The 14,678-nt window shown below is 62.4% G+C and carries 16 protein-coding genes and 3 pseudogenes; 9 read left to right on the top strand and 10 right to left on the bottom strand.

Features of this window, described 5'->3' with window-relative positions:
• Both L284_RS48575 and L284_RS44450 read left to right on the top strand, forming a co-directional pair.
• Nucleotides 1-648 (top strand): IS1634 family transposase (locus tag L284_RS48575; RefSeq protein WP_021235346.1); only part of this gene is annotated, 648 nt, incomplete at its 5' end.
• 92 nt (nt 649-740) lie between these two features.
• Complete coding sequence (locus L284_RS44450; protein ID WP_031343107.1) at nt 741-1,355, top strand: tyrosine-type recombinase/integrase; 615 nt, start codon at nt 741-743, stop codon at nt 1,353-1,355.
• A gap of 124 nt (nt 1,356-1,479) precedes the next feature.
• Here the strand turns inward: L284_RS44450 and L284_RS48900 are convergent.
• From L284_RS48900 to L284_RS44440, 3 genes and pseudogenes are all read right to left on the bottom strand, one after another.
• Nucleotides 1,480-1,590: pseudogene (locus tag L284_RS48900) on the bottom strand (arsenical resistance protein ArsH); the annotation flags it as partial.
• A complete protein-coding gene (gene chrA, locus L284_RS44445) occupies nt 1,587-2,990 on the bottom strand; it encodes a chromate efflux transporter (RefSeq protein ID WP_031343105.1) in 1,404 nt (467 codons plus the stop codon). The pseudogene L284_RS48900 and the gene chrA, both read right to left, overlap by 4 nt.
• Nucleotides 2,987-3,943, bottom strand: coding sequence for a chromate resistance protein ChrB domain-containing protein (locus L284_RS44440; RefSeq protein ID WP_031343103.1), 957 nt, complete (start codon nt 3,941-3,943; stop codon nt 2,987-2,989). The genes chrA and L284_RS44440 overlap by 4 nt, the downstream gene beginning before the upstream one ends.
• A 47-nt stretch (nt 3,944-3,990) precedes the next feature.
• Here L284_RS44440 and L284_RS44435 point away from each other — a divergent pair, with 47 nt between their 5' ends.
• Entirely contained in the window at nt 3,991-5,358 is a 1,368-nt protein-coding gene (locus tag L284_RS44435; RefSeq protein ID WP_235054575.1) for an alginate export family protein, read from the top strand.
• A 390-nt stretch (nt 5,359-5,748) separates the two neighbouring features.
• Here L284_RS44435 and L284_RS44430 read toward each other — a convergent pair whose 3' ends face one another.
• From L284_RS44430 to L284_RS0124945, 6 genes and pseudogenes are all read right to left on the bottom strand, one after another.
• Complete coding sequence (locus L284_RS44430) at nt 5,749-7,533, bottom strand: thiamine pyrophosphate-requiring protein (protein WP_021235875.1); 1,785 nt, start codon at nt 7,531-7,533, stop codon at nt 5,749-5,751.
• Nucleotides 7,530-8,342: a DUF4336 domain-containing protein gene (locus L284_RS44425; RefSeq protein ID WP_160172151.1), complete on the bottom strand. Its 813-nt coding sequence runs from the start codon at nt 8,340-8,342 to the stop codon at nt 7,530-7,532. The genes L284_RS44430 and L284_RS44425 overlap by 4 nt, the downstream gene beginning before the upstream one ends.
• A gap of 47 nt (nt 8,343-8,389) precedes the next feature.
• Nucleotides 8,390-8,911 (bottom strand): annotated as a pseudogene (locus L284_RS44420) (molybdopterin cofactor-binding domain-containing protein); the annotation flags it as partial.
• Nucleotides 8,912-8,962: 51 nt separating this feature from the next.
• Nucleotides 8,963-9,085: pseudogene (locus tag L284_RS49130) on the bottom strand ((2Fe-2S)-binding protein); the annotation flags it as partial.
• Nucleotides 9,076-10,296, bottom strand: coding sequence for an SDR family oxidoreductase (locus L284_RS44415; RefSeq protein WP_152524769.1), 1,221 nt, complete (start codon nt 10,294-10,296; stop codon nt 9,076-9,078). The gene L284_RS44415 and the pseudogene L284_RS49130, both read right to left, overlap by 10 nt.
• Nucleotides 10,293-10,502: a hypothetical protein gene (locus L284_RS0124945; protein WP_052018455.1), complete on the bottom strand. Its 210-nt coding sequence runs from the start codon at nt 10,500-10,502 to the stop codon at nt 10,293-10,295. The genes L284_RS44415 and L284_RS0124945 overlap by 4 nt, the downstream gene beginning before the upstream one ends.
• 253 nt (nt 10,503-10,755) lie before the next feature.
• On the opposite strand from L284_RS0124945, the gene L284_RS44410 reads away from it, so the two are divergent.
• Genes L284_RS44410 through L284_RS44385 form a run of 6 tightly spaced genes read left to right on the top strand, consistent with a single transcriptional unit; the run spans nt 10,756 to nt 13,846 of the window.
• Nucleotides 10,756-11,625 (top strand): SDR family oxidoreductase, encoded by an 870-nt coding sequence (locus tag L284_RS44410; RefSeq protein ID WP_021235871.1) that lies wholly within the window; start codon nt 10,756-10,758, stop codon nt 11,623-11,625.
• A gap of 9 nt (nt 11,626-11,634) precedes the next feature.
• Complete coding sequence (locus tag L284_RS44405; protein WP_021235870.1) at nt 11,635-12,024, top strand: four-helix bundle copper-binding protein; 390 nt, start codon at nt 11,635-11,637, stop codon at nt 12,022-12,024.
• A 19-nt stretch (nt 12,025-12,043) separates the two neighbouring features.
• On the top strand, nt 12,044-12,277 hold the full coding sequence (locus L284_RS44400) for a hypothetical protein (protein WP_021235869.1): 234 nt from the start codon (nt 12,044-12,046) through the stop codon (nt 12,275-12,277).
• Complete coding sequence (locus L284_RS44395) at nt 12,277-12,648, top strand: hypothetical protein (protein ID WP_021235868.1); 372 nt, start codon at nt 12,277-12,279, stop codon at nt 12,646-12,648. Before L284_RS44400 ends, L284_RS44395 begins: the two co-directional genes overlap by 1 nt.
• A gap of 3 nt (nt 12,649-12,651) precedes the next feature.
• Nucleotides 12,652-13,149 (top strand): hypothetical protein, encoded by a 498-nt coding sequence (locus tag L284_RS44390; RefSeq protein WP_021235867.1) that lies wholly within the window; start codon nt 12,652-12,654, stop codon nt 13,147-13,149.
• Nucleotides 13,142-13,846: a protein-L-isoaspartate(D-aspartate) O-methyltransferase gene (locus tag L284_RS44385; RefSeq protein WP_200861685.1), complete on the top strand. Its 705-nt coding sequence runs from the start codon at nt 13,142-13,144 to the stop codon at nt 13,844-13,846. The genes L284_RS44390 and L284_RS44385 overlap by 8 nt, the downstream gene beginning before the upstream one ends.
• 83 nt (nt 13,847-13,929) lie before the next feature.
• Here the strand turns inward: L284_RS44385 and istB are convergent.
• On the bottom strand, nt 13,930-14,678 hold a 749-nt coding region (istB, locus tag L284_RS44380; RefSeq protein ID WP_021233816.1), incomplete at its 5' end, for an IS21-like element helper ATPase IstB.

Below are 14,678 nucleotides of genomic sequence, written 5' to 3'. Positions count from 1 at the left end.
TGGGTCAAGGAGGTGCGCGTTGGCAAAGGCGCAGATGCCCAGCGCTATGTCGTCACACTCAACGAAGCTGAGGCAAGGAAGGACAAAGCCGATCGGCAAGCGATCATCGATGGCCTCCAGACCCAGCTGAAGAAGGGTGACAAGGCCCTGGTTGGTAACTCAGCTTATCGCCGCTATCTCAAGGCCAGCGGCAAGACCTTCGAGATCGACATGGGCAAGCTTGCCGACGAGGCCCGCTACGATGGTATCAGCGTGCTGCGCACCAATGCCCGGATCACCCCGCTGCAGGCGGTCATCCGCTACCGTGACCTGCTTCAGGTCGAAGCCCTGTTCCGCGTCGCCAAGGCGAGCTTCGATACCCGGCCCATCTTCCATCAGTCCGATGCCGCTATCCGCGGCCATGTGTTTGTCTCGTTCCTCGCTCTGACGCTGGCCAAGGAACTCACCCGTCTTTGTCAGGAAAAGGGCTTCCAGCCCGAATGGCAGCCGCTCCTCAACGATCTCGATCGCCTTCAGGAAGCCACCATCGAAAAGGACGGCAAGGTCATTACCACCCGTACCCACGTCTCGGGCCAGGTAGGGAATGTCTTCAAGGCAACCGGCATCGCGCTGCCGGCCAATATCAGCGAGTTGCCACCGCAAACCTGAGCCTCTGCAGCTCAACCGACCCCAAAAATGTAGTGGTAACACTTGCGCCTGTGCACGCATGCCATTGAACAAAAACGTATTTTCAAAACGCACTGTTCAAGTTGGGCGAGAGGGTGTCGTGGAACGCCGGGCGCAAAGTTGGTGCGAAGCGAGCGCTCAAACCCCGTCAGATATGGGCGATCCGCTTCTTTCTCGACCAGCATGGGCGGGTCCGCGACCGGGCTCTCTTTGACCTTGCCATCGACAGTAAGCTTCGCGGATGCGATTTGGTGAAGATCAGGATCAGCGATATCGTTTGCGATCGGAAAATTCGAACACGGGCTACGGTCGTACAGCAGAAGACGGGCAGGCCGGTTCAGTTTGAACTGATGACCGATGCCCGCGCTAGCCTTCTCAAATGGCTCGAACTCCGCGGTGGATCCTTGGAGGACTTTGCTTTCCCTAGTCGCACGGATCACGCTGCCCACATAAGCACCCGGCAATATGCTCGTCTTGTCGACGAATGGGTTACCGGGATCGGCTTGCCCGGCGAAGACTATGGCACTCACTCTCTACGCCGAACGAAGGCATCGATCATCTACAAGGCGACTGGAAATCTCCGCGCTGTCCAGATTTTGCTTGGACACACGAAGATTGAAAGCACGGTCAGATACCTCGGCGTGGACGTAGAGGATGCTTTGACCCTCGCAGAGGGCACTGAGATCTGAAATTGTCTGGCTCCTTGCCATTGCAAGGAGCCAGACCCTCCAGCGTGGCAGCTGATCTGCGCCCATTCCAGTCATAAACCTTCGTTCCGCCTAGCCCCGGAATCAGTGGTCGGAAAGAAAATCGGGATTGGGGCGTAATTGCAATTGCGGAATGGTTTGTGGTCGCATTCACGGGAACGCCAGCTTCCTTACGTTCGGAATACCGATCGACGAGCTGCGCCGCGTGCGGCCTCACGGGATCAGCACATAGGCAGCGCCGAGTAGAGCGCAGCCCAGCAGAACGGGGATCATGCCGATCTTGAACCTGAAGACTGCGATCGCCGCGCCCAGGGCGAGGACAAGTGCTGCAACATTAAGCGAGGAGAGCACCGGAACGTCGAAACCGCCGCCGATAAAATCGACCGTGCGGGTGCGCGTGAAAAGCGTGTGGATCGCAAACCAGACAGCGAGATTCAAGATGACACCCACGACCGCTGCCGTGATGGCCGTCAGCGCCGAAGAGAGCGCGCGATTGCCGCGTAGCCGCTCGACGAATGGCGCCCCGGCAAAAATCCACAGGAAGCAGGGCACGAAAGTCACCCAGGTGGTGAGGATCGCGCCGAGCGTTGCCGCAACAAGCGAAGACATCCCGGTCGTCTCGCGAAAGGCGGCGAGGAAGCCGACGAACTGCGTGACCATGATCAGTGGTCCCGGCGTCGTCTCGGCGAGACCGAGGCCATTCAGCATTTCGCCGGGTTGCAACCATCCATAGGTGCCGACAGCCTCTTGTGCGACATAGGCGAGAACGGCGTAGGCGCCGCCGAAGGTCACGACAGCCATCTGGCTGAAGAATGTGGCGATCTGCGTGAAGACGTTGTCCGGCCCGGCAAATACCAGCAGCGCTATAACGGGCGCGAGCCACAGGACGAGAAGAGCTCCCGAGATCTTCAGCGACCAGGCCAAGTTGGGCCGGGCATGCTCGGGCAGGCCTTCCCCAAGTGCGGTATCCGCATCGTGGACGATATTGCCGCCTGCCGATCCGTGGCCTCCGCCGCCCTTGAAGGCGGGAAGACCCGCGCGTCCTCCGAGGTAGCCGCCGATACCGGCCAGCAAGACAATCAGCGGGAATGGCGCACCCAGAAAGAAGATGGAAACGAAAGCAGCCGCTGCGATCCCTCGCATCACGTTGTTCTTGAGCGCTCGCGATCCCACGCGCACCACCGCCTGGATGACCACAGCGAGAACGGCCGCCTTCAAGCCGAAGAACAACCCCTCGATAAGCGGCGCCTGGCCGAAAAGCACATAGACGTAGCTGAGGCCGAGGATCGCAAGGAAGCCGGGCAGGACGAACAGGGCTCCAGCGACCAGACCGCCCCTGGTCTTATGGAGAAGCCAACCTATGTAGGCGGCAAGCTGCTGTGCTTCGGGTCCGGGAAGGAGCATGCAGTAGTTGAGGGCGTGGAGGAAACGCTCTTCCCCGATCCACCTCTTCTCTTCCACCAAGATACGATGCATGACGGCGATCTGACCCGCAGGTCCGCCGAAGCTCAGGGCGGCGATGCGCGCCCAAACTCCCACCGCTTCGGCAAACGGAATGCCATGGTCGCCCGCGCGTTGCGATGGCAACTCGGAGGATGTGCTGACGACACTAGTCATGGTGCAGGATTCCTCGCGCTGAAGAATGCATGGAACTGGTTGAGGGCCTCGCCGGCTTGAGCGATGCGTTGAAGATCGTCGTCGCAGGACGCGCACACTCCGGACAGGATAGCACCGAGGCCGGGCGTCTCCGGGCGGTTGAACTTGCCATCGGCGATATCGAGATCGTGAATGATCTCGCCGATGGCGACCAGAGCCGGGTCATCCATGAGACCGGCGCGCACTACGATCGTCTCGAAGCTGCAACGGTCTTCCTCGTGGGTGAACTCCGCCTCTGCCATGTCGAAGCGAAGCTCGCCGGGCCCAGGCAGATAGCTGCGAGCGTCCACGAACTTGAAGGTCGCCTCGGGATCCACGAACCGGCGGATGAGCCAGGCGCAGGCTATCCGATCAACATGTACCCCGCTGCGCGTCACCCAGACTTTGGATTTGAGGTCGAGCGGTTGTTCGGCGAGGGGGTGGGAGCGGCTGACGTCAGGATGCTCGTAGCGTTGACGATCGAGCTGCTCGAGAGCCGTTTCAGCATCGCGGCGACCCGGTGCTCCGAAGTAATCAAGCGCCGTGACCTCGCCCATCCGTTTCTGAAGGCGCGCGATCTCGCTACCGCTTGCAGGCCCCGTCTCCAGCAGGCGGCGGGCGCTCTGCGTGATCTCGTCGTAATCGGTGTCCCTGGCGCCATCGAACAAGGCTTGTACGTCCCCATCCGTCATACCGGCCAGAAGGCGGAGATCGATCAGGATCGCCTCACCCCCATTTGCGACGATCTCGTTCAGCAGTTCCAGAAAGGTCGCTTCATGTTCCGGCGCCTTGGGCAGAACATGAACTGCATTCTTAATCGCCACGGCGCCGATGCCCTGAAGTCGGCGCCAGATTTTCACCCGCAGATATGGCGGCTTCGTGGGCAACTGGTGAAGCAGCGCGATCCACTCGGAATGAGGTGTTGCTCGAATCATGATAGAAGCATATCTCAACGGTGCAGGTGAGGGAATAGGTATATCTAATGAGACGCGCGACGGTGGGATGGCTCTCGGGGTACGTGATGGGCATGGCGGTTGTCTGTGCAGCAACTGCGACACCAGCCCAAGGGCAAGAGGTTCAAGAAGGACTGTCGATCTCCGGGGCAATGCGTCTGCGCTACGAAGCCATCGACGGGCAGCCACGGGTCGGCTTCAACGAACATGATGATTTGTTGAACTTGCGTACCAATGTGCTGGCTCGATATCGTAAGGCCGACATTGAGGTCGCTGTCGAACTTTATGACAGCCGGGTCTGGGGTGACCGGGTTGGTACGCCTGTATCGACGAATGAGGTGAACGCATTCGAGCCGGTTCAGGCCTATGTTGCGGGAACATTTCAGGATCCGCTGGGCGCTGGTTCAAAAATCACACTCACCGCCGGGCGCATGATGCTCAACCTTGGTTCTCGGCGCCTGGTCGCCGCCGACGATTATCGCAACACGACAAACGGCTATACCGGCGTGAGGGCTGATTTCGCCGCCCGGGGCGGTTGGAAGGGCACCTTCATCTACACTTTGCCGCAGGTTCGCCTGCCAGACACATTAGACGATGTTCGTTCGGCCAAAGTGAAGCTCGATCGGGAAAGCTTCGACCTCGTGCTTTGGGGCGGTCAACTCAGCCGTGCGAAGACCATTGGCCCCGCGACCCTCGAACTCACCTATTTTCATCTGGGAGAGCGTGACGCCCCGGGGCGGCCGACCCGCGACCGCTCGCTCGACACCTTCGGTGGTCGCCTGATCGTCGAGCCGAAGGTTTCAAATTTAGATTATGAAATCGAAGCATTTTATCAGACCGGGTCAGTGAGCACGTCAATCGCTGCGTCCGCCCACCGCCAAACCGTGGCTGCCAGCTTTATCCATGCCGACGTGGGCTATACTTTCCCGGGCGCCTGGACGCCGCGTTTGTCTGTCGAATATGATCGGGCGAGCGGCGACAAGCCAGGCGGGAAGTTTGGCCGCTTTGATACCCTCTTCGGTATGCGCCGCGCCGACCTCGCGCCAGCTGGGCTCTATAATGCCCTCGCGCGAACCAACATCGAAACGGTCGCTGTCCGGCTCGAGGCCAAACCCAGCAAGCGCCTCGACTGGTTCGCCGCATACCGGCCCATGTGGCTTGCTGCACGGCAGGACAGTTTCTCCTCCACCGGCGTTCGTGACGCTTCCGGGCGGTCAGGCGATTTCGCCGGGCACCAGCTGGAGGGCCGCGTGCGCTACTGGGTTATTCCGAAGCGGCTACAGTTTGAATTTGATGGTTTGGTGCTGGCCAAGGAACGCTTCCTTCGGAATGCTCCAAACGCCACGGCGGGCAAGTGGACGCGTTATGTCTCCTTCAACCTGATCGCGACCATGTGAAATCCTAAATGGGAAAGACCGGGGATGGTGGGCTGCCGACTTCGCGCGAGCGTCAGCTTGCCCCGCGAGCTGGCTCGATCCGGACATTCGCCTAACGGCCACCGGCTGCCATCGGAGAACAGGTCGTCGAAGGTCCGAAAGGGGGCGGCGGCAACGGGCAGGGCTTGGGGCAATGCCGTAGCTCTTCGGCGCAGCGGCGAACGACGGCTTCCAGGGGTAGGTGGAGGTCATCGCCGCTCATCTAGAGGCCGTGTTTAAGGCTGTTGCCAGCTACTTTCGACCTCGCGCAGGACGAAGCGATTTTCGGCACCAGGGGCAGGCACGCCATCACGGAGGCAAAATCGCTGTATCCGGACCGTGGAGCCGTCGCCGGTTGCCCCCTGTCGCACGCTAATTCTTGATCTCCTGAAAGAGTTGCCGCGCAGTGTCGACCAGAACTGTGCCGACTTTGCGGTCGCCCTTGACCATGGACGTCATGAATCCTTTTGCCTGCTGAAGCGTGAGATGGGGCGGGAATGGAGCAACCGAAGGGTCGGTCCTGACCTCGATGAGGGTCGGGCGGTCTGCGCTTAGCGCCTGCTGCCAAGCTGACCCAAGCTGCAATGGGTCGTCGACATAGATCCCGCCGAGCCCCAGCATCTCGGAAAAGCGCGCATAGGGCACATCCGGGATATCCTGTGTCGTTGGATACCGCGGGTTACCTTCCATCACGCGCTGCTCCCAAGTGACTTCATTCAAGTCGCCGTTGTTGAACACGCACACGACGAAGCGGGGATCTTCCCAATCGCGCCAGTATTTCTGGACCGTTATGAGTTCAGCCATGTTGTTCATCTGCATGGCGCCGTCGCCCACCAGAGCGATCACCGGTCGTTTGGGATGGGCGAACTTGGCTGCAATGGCATAGGGAACCGCAGCCCCCATGGAGGCAAGTCCACCGGACAAAGAGCCGCACTGGCCCGCCTGGACCTTCCAGTCGCGCGCGTACCAGTTGGCGCAGGATCCGGAGTCCGAAGTGACTATGGCGTCGGACGGGAGCCGAGGCGACATCTCCCAGACCACTCGCTGCGGATTGACTGGGTTGGCTTCGGCCATGGCGCGCTCTTCGAGCGTCTCCCACCATTTTGCGACCTCGGCTTCCACATCGTCGCGCCAAGATCGATCTTCCTTGCGCCGTAGAAGCGGCTTCAGGGCCCGTAGCGTTTCGGCCGCATCGCCGTGGAGGTTGACATCCACGGGATAGCGAAGACCAAGCATTGCGGGGTCGAGGTCTATCTGTACGGCACGCGCTTGACCATCGCCAGGAAGGAACTCTGCCCACGGGAAACCGGTACCGATCATGAGCAAGGTATCGCACTTGCGCATCAGGTCGGAGGAGGGGCGTGTCCCCAACAGGCCGATGGCGCCGGTGACGAAAGGGATGTCGTCGGGCAGCACGTCCTTTCCCAGAAGCGCTTTGGCGATGCCCGCACCCAACAGGTCGGCGATTTCGACGACCTCGGAAGCTGCGCTACGCGCGCCCGCTCCGATCAGGATGGCGACCTTGGTACCAGCGTTGAGCAGATCGGCTGCACGGCCAAGGTCCTCCGGCTGGGGAACGATCGTCGGCCTTGAATAGCCGGTCCCGGACCGCGTGAACCCATGCTGCTGCGCAGGCTCTTCGTATGGTTGGTCCTGCACATCCTTGGGCAGGACGATAGCGGTCACGTCACGCGCAGCCTTGGCGATGCGGATGGCCCGATCGGTGACATGGCGAAGCTGCGCGGGTGCCGCCACTTCCTGAACATACCCGCACACATCCGCGAACAACCGGTCGAGGTTGAGCTCCTGCTGGTAGTTAGCGCCGCGAACGGTGCTTTCCGCCTGGCCTGCGATGGCCAGAACCGGAACATGGTCCAGCTTTGCATCATAGAGGCCCGTAACGAGGTGGGTGGCGCCCGGTCCACCCGTCGACAGGCAGACTCCAAGCTCGCCTGTGAACTTCGCGTGCGCAGTCGCCATGAAGGCGGCCATTTCCTCGTGTCGAACCTGGATGAACTCGATGCCGTTGCCCTCCTTTTCGGCGCGTTGCAGAGCGCCCAGGACGCCATTGATGCCGTCTCCGGAGTAACCGTAGATGCGGGTGACGCCCCAGGCCCTGAGGCGTTCGACGAAGAAGTCGCTGGTCTTGCCGGTCACGTGATATCTCCTGTCCAGCGGAATGCGTTGCGCAGCTTGCGAGCGGCATCCTCCTCGAAGGAAACGCCGTGGGCGAAAAGGACGCGCTCGGGATTCAGTCCGATCATCCGTTGGATGGCGGCCCTGGTCTCGGCCCCGCCAAACCGCAGGGCGGTTCGGACATGGTGCGCGGTGGTCGCGTGCGTGCCGCCCGCCAGGCGAGCCATGATGCGCGTTATCGGTGGCAGCTTGACGGGCTCCAGATTCTGAATTGTGTCGCACAGGATGAGCGTTCGGCTCGCCTTGTGGAACAGGTAGCTTTCGCAGAAAAGATTGCCGCCGCGTAGCAGGCCCTGCTCAACCTCATCCTGCCAAGCGGAGGGGGCAAGGTCCTGAAGATCATCGTCGATCCGCACCTTTGACATGCGAACCTGGGCGCGATCGCGCAGACCCGGCACCGCCCATGTCTTTGCATCGGGGTAGGCCTGCTGCCAATCCGACAGGTGCGTCCAGTGCGCAGTCGTGGGGGCTAGCAGGTGGCGGACAGTCCCAAGATCCGCCAGCGCGGCTTTCAGTTCTGGTGTGCAGGCGACTGGAGAGTGGAGCATCAGCGCTCCACCTTCGAGCCGCACGACGGTCATGCGAATGGGGAGCGACATGCCGCTTGCCACCATCGTGTCGTCGACGATCCAAAGATCCTTCGCGAGCGATTTCGGGATGCCAAGCGGAGGGTAACCGACGCGGTCGGGTGCGGAGTACCCTGAGCGCAAGGACCACCACCGGTAAAGGGCGAGAAGACCCGCCCCGCCGACAGTCGCGCTTGTCGCCAATCCGAACTTTCGACTGCGATGCATGCGTAAACTCCCTTATTGGCCGATCACACGTCAGGCAGGCCGGCCAGCACCTTGTCCGGCGTAATCGGAAAGCTGCGTGCACGCACACCACAGGCGTTGTAGATGGCGTTGGCGATGGCGCCTGCCGCCCCGCAGATGCCCAGTTCGCCAACGCCCTTCGATTGCAGCGGGCTACCCGCCGGATCACGCTCTTCCACCAGGATCGCGTCGAGTTGCGGCGGGTCGAGGTTCACCGGAACGTGGTATTCGGCAAGATCGGGATTGACGATGTGGCCGTCGCGAGGGTCGAAGGTCAGCTCCTCGGTCAGCGCGCTGCCGATGCCCCAAACCATCCCGCCCATGCATTGCGACGTAGCCGTCTTGGCGTTGAGCACACGGCCGAGGGAGAACGCACCCGTGAAGCGACGCACCCGGACCTCCCCTGAATAGGCATTCACACCGACCTCGGCGAAAAATGCGCCGTACATGGCGGCGGAAAACGCCTCGGTGATCTTGCCGGGCTTGAAGTGACCGATCTGGACCAAGTCCTCGCCCCCCAGCAGATCCGCGAACGCGACTTTGCGGTTGCCAAACAAGGCGTGCCCGCAGGCTCCGCACTGGCCATGATCACAGCCCTTTTTCGTCCCCGTGAGGCCGCAACCCTCGCGCAGGAAGTCGAGCAGCGTGGTTCGTGGATCACCTGTGAAATCGTGAACCGTTCCGTTGATCGTCAGTGGCATTCTTCCCTCGCAAGCGGTAGCTGACCTCGTCGAGCAACGAGGTTCAGCGGCATGGTGATCGTGAGGACCGGAACCCAGCCAACTTCTTGGCGACGCATTCGTCGCTGCTGACCGGCGAGGATTTCTGTGGCTGGCTCTGCCTCTTCACGCTTTCCATCGGCAGCTAGAGCCGTTGGAACAGAAGGCGCGGACATCTCGAAGGTCGGACCATTCGGGATCAAGCGCGGTGCACCGTTCTGCGCATCATGAGTGCTGCTCCACCGAGCGCGAGTGCGCTCAAAACGGCCATGGCCGCGATCCCCGCGCCTCTGAGAGGGCGAGCGTAGGCCGCCGCCGATACGTACACCATCATCAGGTGGCGTCAGCACATTGCCGTTGGTAATCGGCGCCGGCTCCGCTTGAGCGAAATAGCGCTCGGAGGCCCCCTTGATGCCCCGCGCGTTCAGCGAGGGCGCGATGAAATGGCTGAGCCGCGAAGCCCAGCTTGGCGATCCGAGAATGACGGCCGATCGCGGATGATCGGCAAGGCGCACGACCGCGGCAGCAACGGTTCGTGGATCGAGAAGCGGCGGCGGCGCGGAAAGCGCCTTGCCAGTATAGTTGCCGGCGTGGAGGATCGCCGGCGTATCAACGAAGGAAGGATAGACGTCACAGATGTGGACGTCCGGATAGTCGGCAAGCTCCGCACGCAGCGCCTCCGAGAAGCCCTTGAGCCGGAACTTGCTCGCGGAGTAGGCGGCAGCAAAGGGTGCCGCCGCAAAGCCGCCGAGCGAGATCATGTTCACGAAGACGCCATGACCCTGCTCGATGAAGATGGGCAGAGCGGCATGCGCATCGTTCATATGGCCGATGAGGTTCGAACGGACGATCTGATCGTGGGTCGCCATCGGCACGTCCAGGAACTTACCCACCGCCCCGACGCCGACATTGCTGAACCAGGGGTCGATCGGGTCGGCGAACTCACAGGCTATCTTTGCGAGCTTGCGAACCGCCTCGGCGTCGCCGACGTCGGCTGGCACGGCCAGCACTTGCGCGCCCGCGTCGCGGCAATGCGCGGCAACCGTCTCAAGATCCTCCCGGCGGCGCGCGGCAAGCACCAGGTTCCAGCTATCTGTCTCGAACGCTTCGGCAGTTGCCTGACCGATCCCGCTGGACGCACCGGTGATGACCGCGGTGCGACGGCGCTCCCGAGGAGTGTCCGTCTTGCTCAAGGATTGGTACGGCCGAGGCGGTTGGGGTCGACGCTGCCGTCCCCCTGGGGATCATTCTCGACATCGCCCTCGACGGTGTTGTCGCCGTCGGCATCGTCGAGCTCCTCGCCCGACGCATAGGCGCCCTTGGACTGGCCGATGCCGGGGTTTTCTTTGAGGTCTTCGTCCTGCTTGGCCCCTGCGATGCCTTGCTTGGTGTCAGGCATGATGATGAGCTCCTCCGCGATTCGATGCTCCTTTGAGGCAACTGGACTGCAGACCGAAGTTTCCCCGAGCGACGCGCAGAAGGTCGGCGTGCGCGCCCAGGAGAGCACATTACTGATCCATGTGATTCAGTGGCATCGGTAATCACATAGGCGGCACGGTTCGGCTGCAATCAACCTGCCCGGACTCCTCGCGCGGGAACCGCGCCGCTCGGGGGGGCGCTTTTTCGCCAAGCCCCCAAGGAGTATCCACGCGATGAGCGATGAAGCCCTCGAAGCGGTAAAGCCGCCTCTTCCGGAGCAGCAACAGCAGGTTCCAGGCAAGACCGAAGACATGGATCCGCGTCCAGACCATGGTGAAGAGACTTACCGCGGTTCGGGCAGGCTCGAGGGCAAGAAGGCGGTCATCACTGGCGGCGACAGTGGCATCGGTCGTGCAGTGGCGATCGCCTATGCCCGCGAGGGTGCGGACGTGCTCATCGCCTATCTCGATGAAGACGACGATGCGCAAGAGACCGCGCGCTGGATCGAGGAGGCGGGCCGTAAGGCTGTGCTCGTGTCCGGCGACATCAGCAGCGCCGGCCATTGCCGCGCCATCGTCGACAAGGCGGTCGAGGCGTTCGGCCGGATCGACATCCTCGTCAACAACGCCGCTCACCAAATGACCTATGAGCAACTCGAGGACATCCCGGATGAGGAGTGGGAAAAGACATTCGCGACCAACATCCACGCGATGTTCTATTTGGCCAAGGCCGCGCTGCCGCACATGCGCGAGGGCAGCGCCATCATCAACACGACGTCCGTCAACGCGGACACGCCCAAGCCGACCCTGCTGCCATATGCCACAACCAAGGGCGCGATCCAGAACTTCACCGGCGGGCTGGCGCAGTTGCTCGGCGAGAAGAAGATCCGCGTGAACTGCGTCGCACCCGGACCGGTCTGGACCCCACTCATTCCGTCCACCATGCCGCCAGACCAGGTGAAGGAGTTCGGGAAGAATACGCCACTAGGTCGTCCTGCCCAGCCTAAGGAGCTCGCAGCGGCCTATGTGATGCTCGCCACTGACGAGGCGAGCTACATCTCGGGCGCCACCATTGCCGTCACTGGCGGCAAGCCGATCATTTAGGAGACTGCCATGTCCATTCACAAGATGATCGCGCTTCACCCCGATGTCGGCGAGGACTTCAACGAAACGCTCGCGACCGCGGCCCGCCATGCGATGTTCTGCGCGGAGATGTGTACCTCCTGCGGCGACGCTTGCGTCGCCGAGGCGATGGACATGGCGCAGTGCATCCGCTCGTGTCTGGATTGCGCCGACGTCTGTGCGGCGACAGGCCGGTTGGCGATCCGGCGAACGGGGCAGAATATCGAGACGCTGCGGCTGATGCTCGAGTCCTGCGCAAGGGTATGCGAGCTGTGCGCGGAGGAATGCGCACGCCATGAGCATGAGCACTGCCGGCTTTGCGCCGAGATGTGCCGCGAGTGTGCGGCCGACTGCCGCAGGGCGATCCCGACCGTTCAGTAATTGGAAAAGGAGCGAGAGGATGCGCGACAACAGCGGACAGGGTGATGCGGAGAACAACCTGCGCTACCCGATCCTGAAGGAGCATGAGGCTGAGGGCGCCCATCGCCAGCCAACCCACGAGCCCGGCGAAGAAGCGGAGATCGGCGGCAGCGCCCGCGCGGCGGGAGAAGACCCGTCGCCCGACGATGCTCGCGGTGAGACCTCCCGCGCGGACAATGCGCCGCCGACGGACCCTTATCCGAAGTCTGAGTGATGCCGGTCACGGGCTGGAAACTCGATCGCAATGAACGGGCACAGCTGCTCGAACGATTTCCGCCAATTTGGCCCGACGTGATTGCTGATCATGTCACGCTGAAGGCGGGTGCGTCGGCCAATGAGCCGCTGCCCGTGCAAGAGGCTGCCGAGATCGTCGGGAGCGTCGATGATGGCGAAGGCCTACAGGCGTTGATCGTCTCGATCGACGGCAGCACGGATCGGCCTGACGGCAGCACCTACCACGTCACCTGGTCGCTTGACCGAAGCCGGGACCGCAAGGCCGTCCAGAGCAATGACGTGATCGCCGAACGAGGTTGGGAGCCATTGCCCGCGCCGGTTCCGATCCATATTGAACCGGCAAGGTTTTAGCTGATGCAGCTGTATCTCGACTGCGACGGCGTTCTGGCCGACTTCGATCGCGGCGCGACCGAGCTGCTCGGCATGCCGCCGCGTGTCTTCGAGAAGCGTCGCGGTCTCCCGGCCTTCTGGCGGGAGATCGCCCGCCATCCCGACTTCTACGGCACCCTGCCGCTGATGCCGGACGCGATGATCCTGTTCGAGGCGGTGCGGCACGTCGATCCCATCATCCTGACTGGCTTGCCGCGCGGCAAATGGGCTGCCCCGCAGAAGGTGCGCTGGGCGGCCGAGCATTTTCCAGGTACCCGCATCCTGACGGTGATGGCGGTCGACAAGCGCAATCACTGCCGGTCCGGCGACATCCTCGTCGACGATCAGCTGAAGCACGCTCATCTCTGGCAGGACGCCGGCGGCATCTTCGTTCACCACCGCAGCGCCGAGCAGACCCTCGCCAAGCTGAGCGCGCTCGGCGTGCCGGTGAGAGCCGCTCCCGCGAAGACGTCTCATGGGTGATTTGGCGAAGCAGCGGGACCGGATGGTCGATGTTCAGCTTGCCCGCCGCGGCATCCGCGACGAAGCGGTGCTTGCCGCCATGCGCGAGGTCCCCCGCGAGCGTTTCGTGTCGGAAGGTATGGAGGAGTTCGCCTATGACGACGCGCCGCTGCCGATCGATGCAGGGCAGACGATCTCCCAGCCTTATATCGTTGCGGCCATGATCGAAGCGGCGGAGATCGAGCCGGGTGATCGCGTGCTCGAGGTCGGCGCAGGATCGGGCTATGCGGCTGCCGTCATCAGCCGCATCGCAAAGGACGTGTTCGCAATCGAGCGGCACGAGGTGCTGGGCCACGCAGCGCGCAAGCGGCTGGAGGGGCTCGGATACTGCAATGTCGAGCTGCGCATCGGTGATGGCACGCTCGGGCTGCCCGATGAGGCGCCCTTCGACGCAATCCTGGTTTCAGCCGGCGGTCCCGAGGTGCCGCGCGCGCTCAAGGAGCAGCTTAAGGTCGGCGGCGGTCTCGTGGTGCCGGTGGGCGACGCGGGCGAGCAATCGCTCTGCAAGATCACCCGCACGGGCACCGGCAGCTATGCGGAGGAGGATCTCGGCGCGGTCCGGTTCGTGCCGCTGATCGGCGCGCAGGGTTGGGCCGAGGACGGGCGCCGCTCGGCGGCGAACCATCTGCCCGGGGCGTCACGGGACCTCAGCTGTTGATTGCCACTGAGATGTGACCCGGGGTTTTCATTGAGAATTGACCCGGGTGGGTATGGGTTATGTGCTGCCGTATCCTGGCAGGTTCAAGATGCTGGCTTCTCCTTTCTGGCTTTTGGCGCAGCGGTGCTGGCACGGAAGCGGAAGCTGTCGTTTCCGGTTTCCAGGATGTGGCAGTGGTGGGTTAGCCGATCGAGCAACGCGGTGGTCATCTTGGCATCGCCGAACACGCCAGCCCATTCGCTGAAGCTTAGGTTGGTGGTGATGACGACGCTGGTGCGCTCGTACAGCTTGCTGAGCAGATGGAAGAGCATGGCTCCGCCCGATGGGCTGAAGGGCAGATAACCCAGCTCGTCGAGGATGAGCAGGTCGAGACGTAGCAGGCGTTCTGCCAACTGGCCGGATCGGTTCATGGTCTTTTCCTGCTCAAGCGCATTGACCAGATCGACCGTGGAGAAGAAGCGAACCTTCTTGCGGTGATGCTCGACGGCCTGGACGCCCAGTGCCGTTGCGATATGACTCTTGCCGGTTCCAGGCCCGCCAATCAGCACGACATTGTCGGCGTTTTCCATGAAGTCGCCTTGGTGAAGCTGGCGGACGAGGGCTTCGTTGATCTCGCTGGCGGCAAAGTCGAAGCCAGCCAGATCCTTGTAGGCCGGGAAGCGGGCCGCCTTGATCTGATAGGCGATGGACCTGACCTCGCGTTCGGCCATCTCTGCCTTCAGGAGTCCAGCGAGCATCGGCACGGCAGCATCGAAGGCAGGCGCGCCCTGCTCGATCAGTTCGTCGGCGGCCTGAGCCATGCCGAACATCTTGAGGCTGCGCAGCATGACGA

The organism is Novosphingobium lindaniclasticum LE124, assembly GCF_000445125.1.
Lineage (GTDB): Bacteria > Pseudomonadota > Alphaproteobacteria > Sphingomonadales > Sphingomonadaceae > Novosphingobium > Novosphingobium lindaniclasticum.
Note: the sequence above shows the minus strand (reverse complement) of the source record. Positions and strands in the feature narration are given on the sequence as shown.

Bases quoted from the DNA above. Each gene is read 5' to 3' on its own strand.
- chrA (WP_031343105.1), bottom strand. From the start codon at position 2,990: ATGACTAGTGTCGTCAGCACATCCTCCGAGTTGCCATCGCAACGCGCG.
- L284_RS44440 (WP_031343103.1), bottom strand. From the start codon at position 3,943: ATGATTCGAGCAACACCTCATTCCGAGTGGATCGCGCTGCTTCACCAG.
- L284_RS44435 (WP_235054575.1), top strand. From the start codon at position 3,991: ATGAGACGCGCGACGGTGGGATGGCTCTCGGGGTACGTGATGGGCATG.
- L284_RS0124945 (WP_052018455.1), bottom strand. From the start codon at position 10,502: ATGCCTGACACCAAGCAAGGCATCGCAGGGGCCAAGCAGGACGAAGAC.
- L284_RS44410 (WP_021235871.1), top strand. From the start codon at position 10,756: ATGAGCGATGAAGCCCTCGAAGCGGTAAAGCCGCCTCTTCCGGAGCAG.
- L284_RS44405 (WP_021235870.1), top strand. From the start codon at position 11,635: ATGTCCATTCACAAGATGATCGCGCTTCACCCCGATGTCGGCGAGGAC.
- L284_RS44400 (WP_021235869.1), top strand. From the start codon at position 12,044: ATGCGCGACAACAGCGGACAGGGTGATGCGGAGAACAACCTGCGCTAC.
- L284_RS44395 (WP_021235868.1), top strand. From the start codon at position 12,277: ATGCCGGTCACGGGCTGGAAACTCGATCGCAATGAACGGGCACAGCTG.
- L284_RS44390 (WP_021235867.1), top strand. From the start codon at position 12,652: ATGCAGCTGTATCTCGACTGCGACGGCGTTCTGGCCGACTTCGATCGC.
- L284_RS44385 (WP_200861685.1), top strand. From the start codon at position 13,142: ATGGGTGATTTGGCGAAGCAGCGGGACCGGATGGTCGATGTTCAGCTT.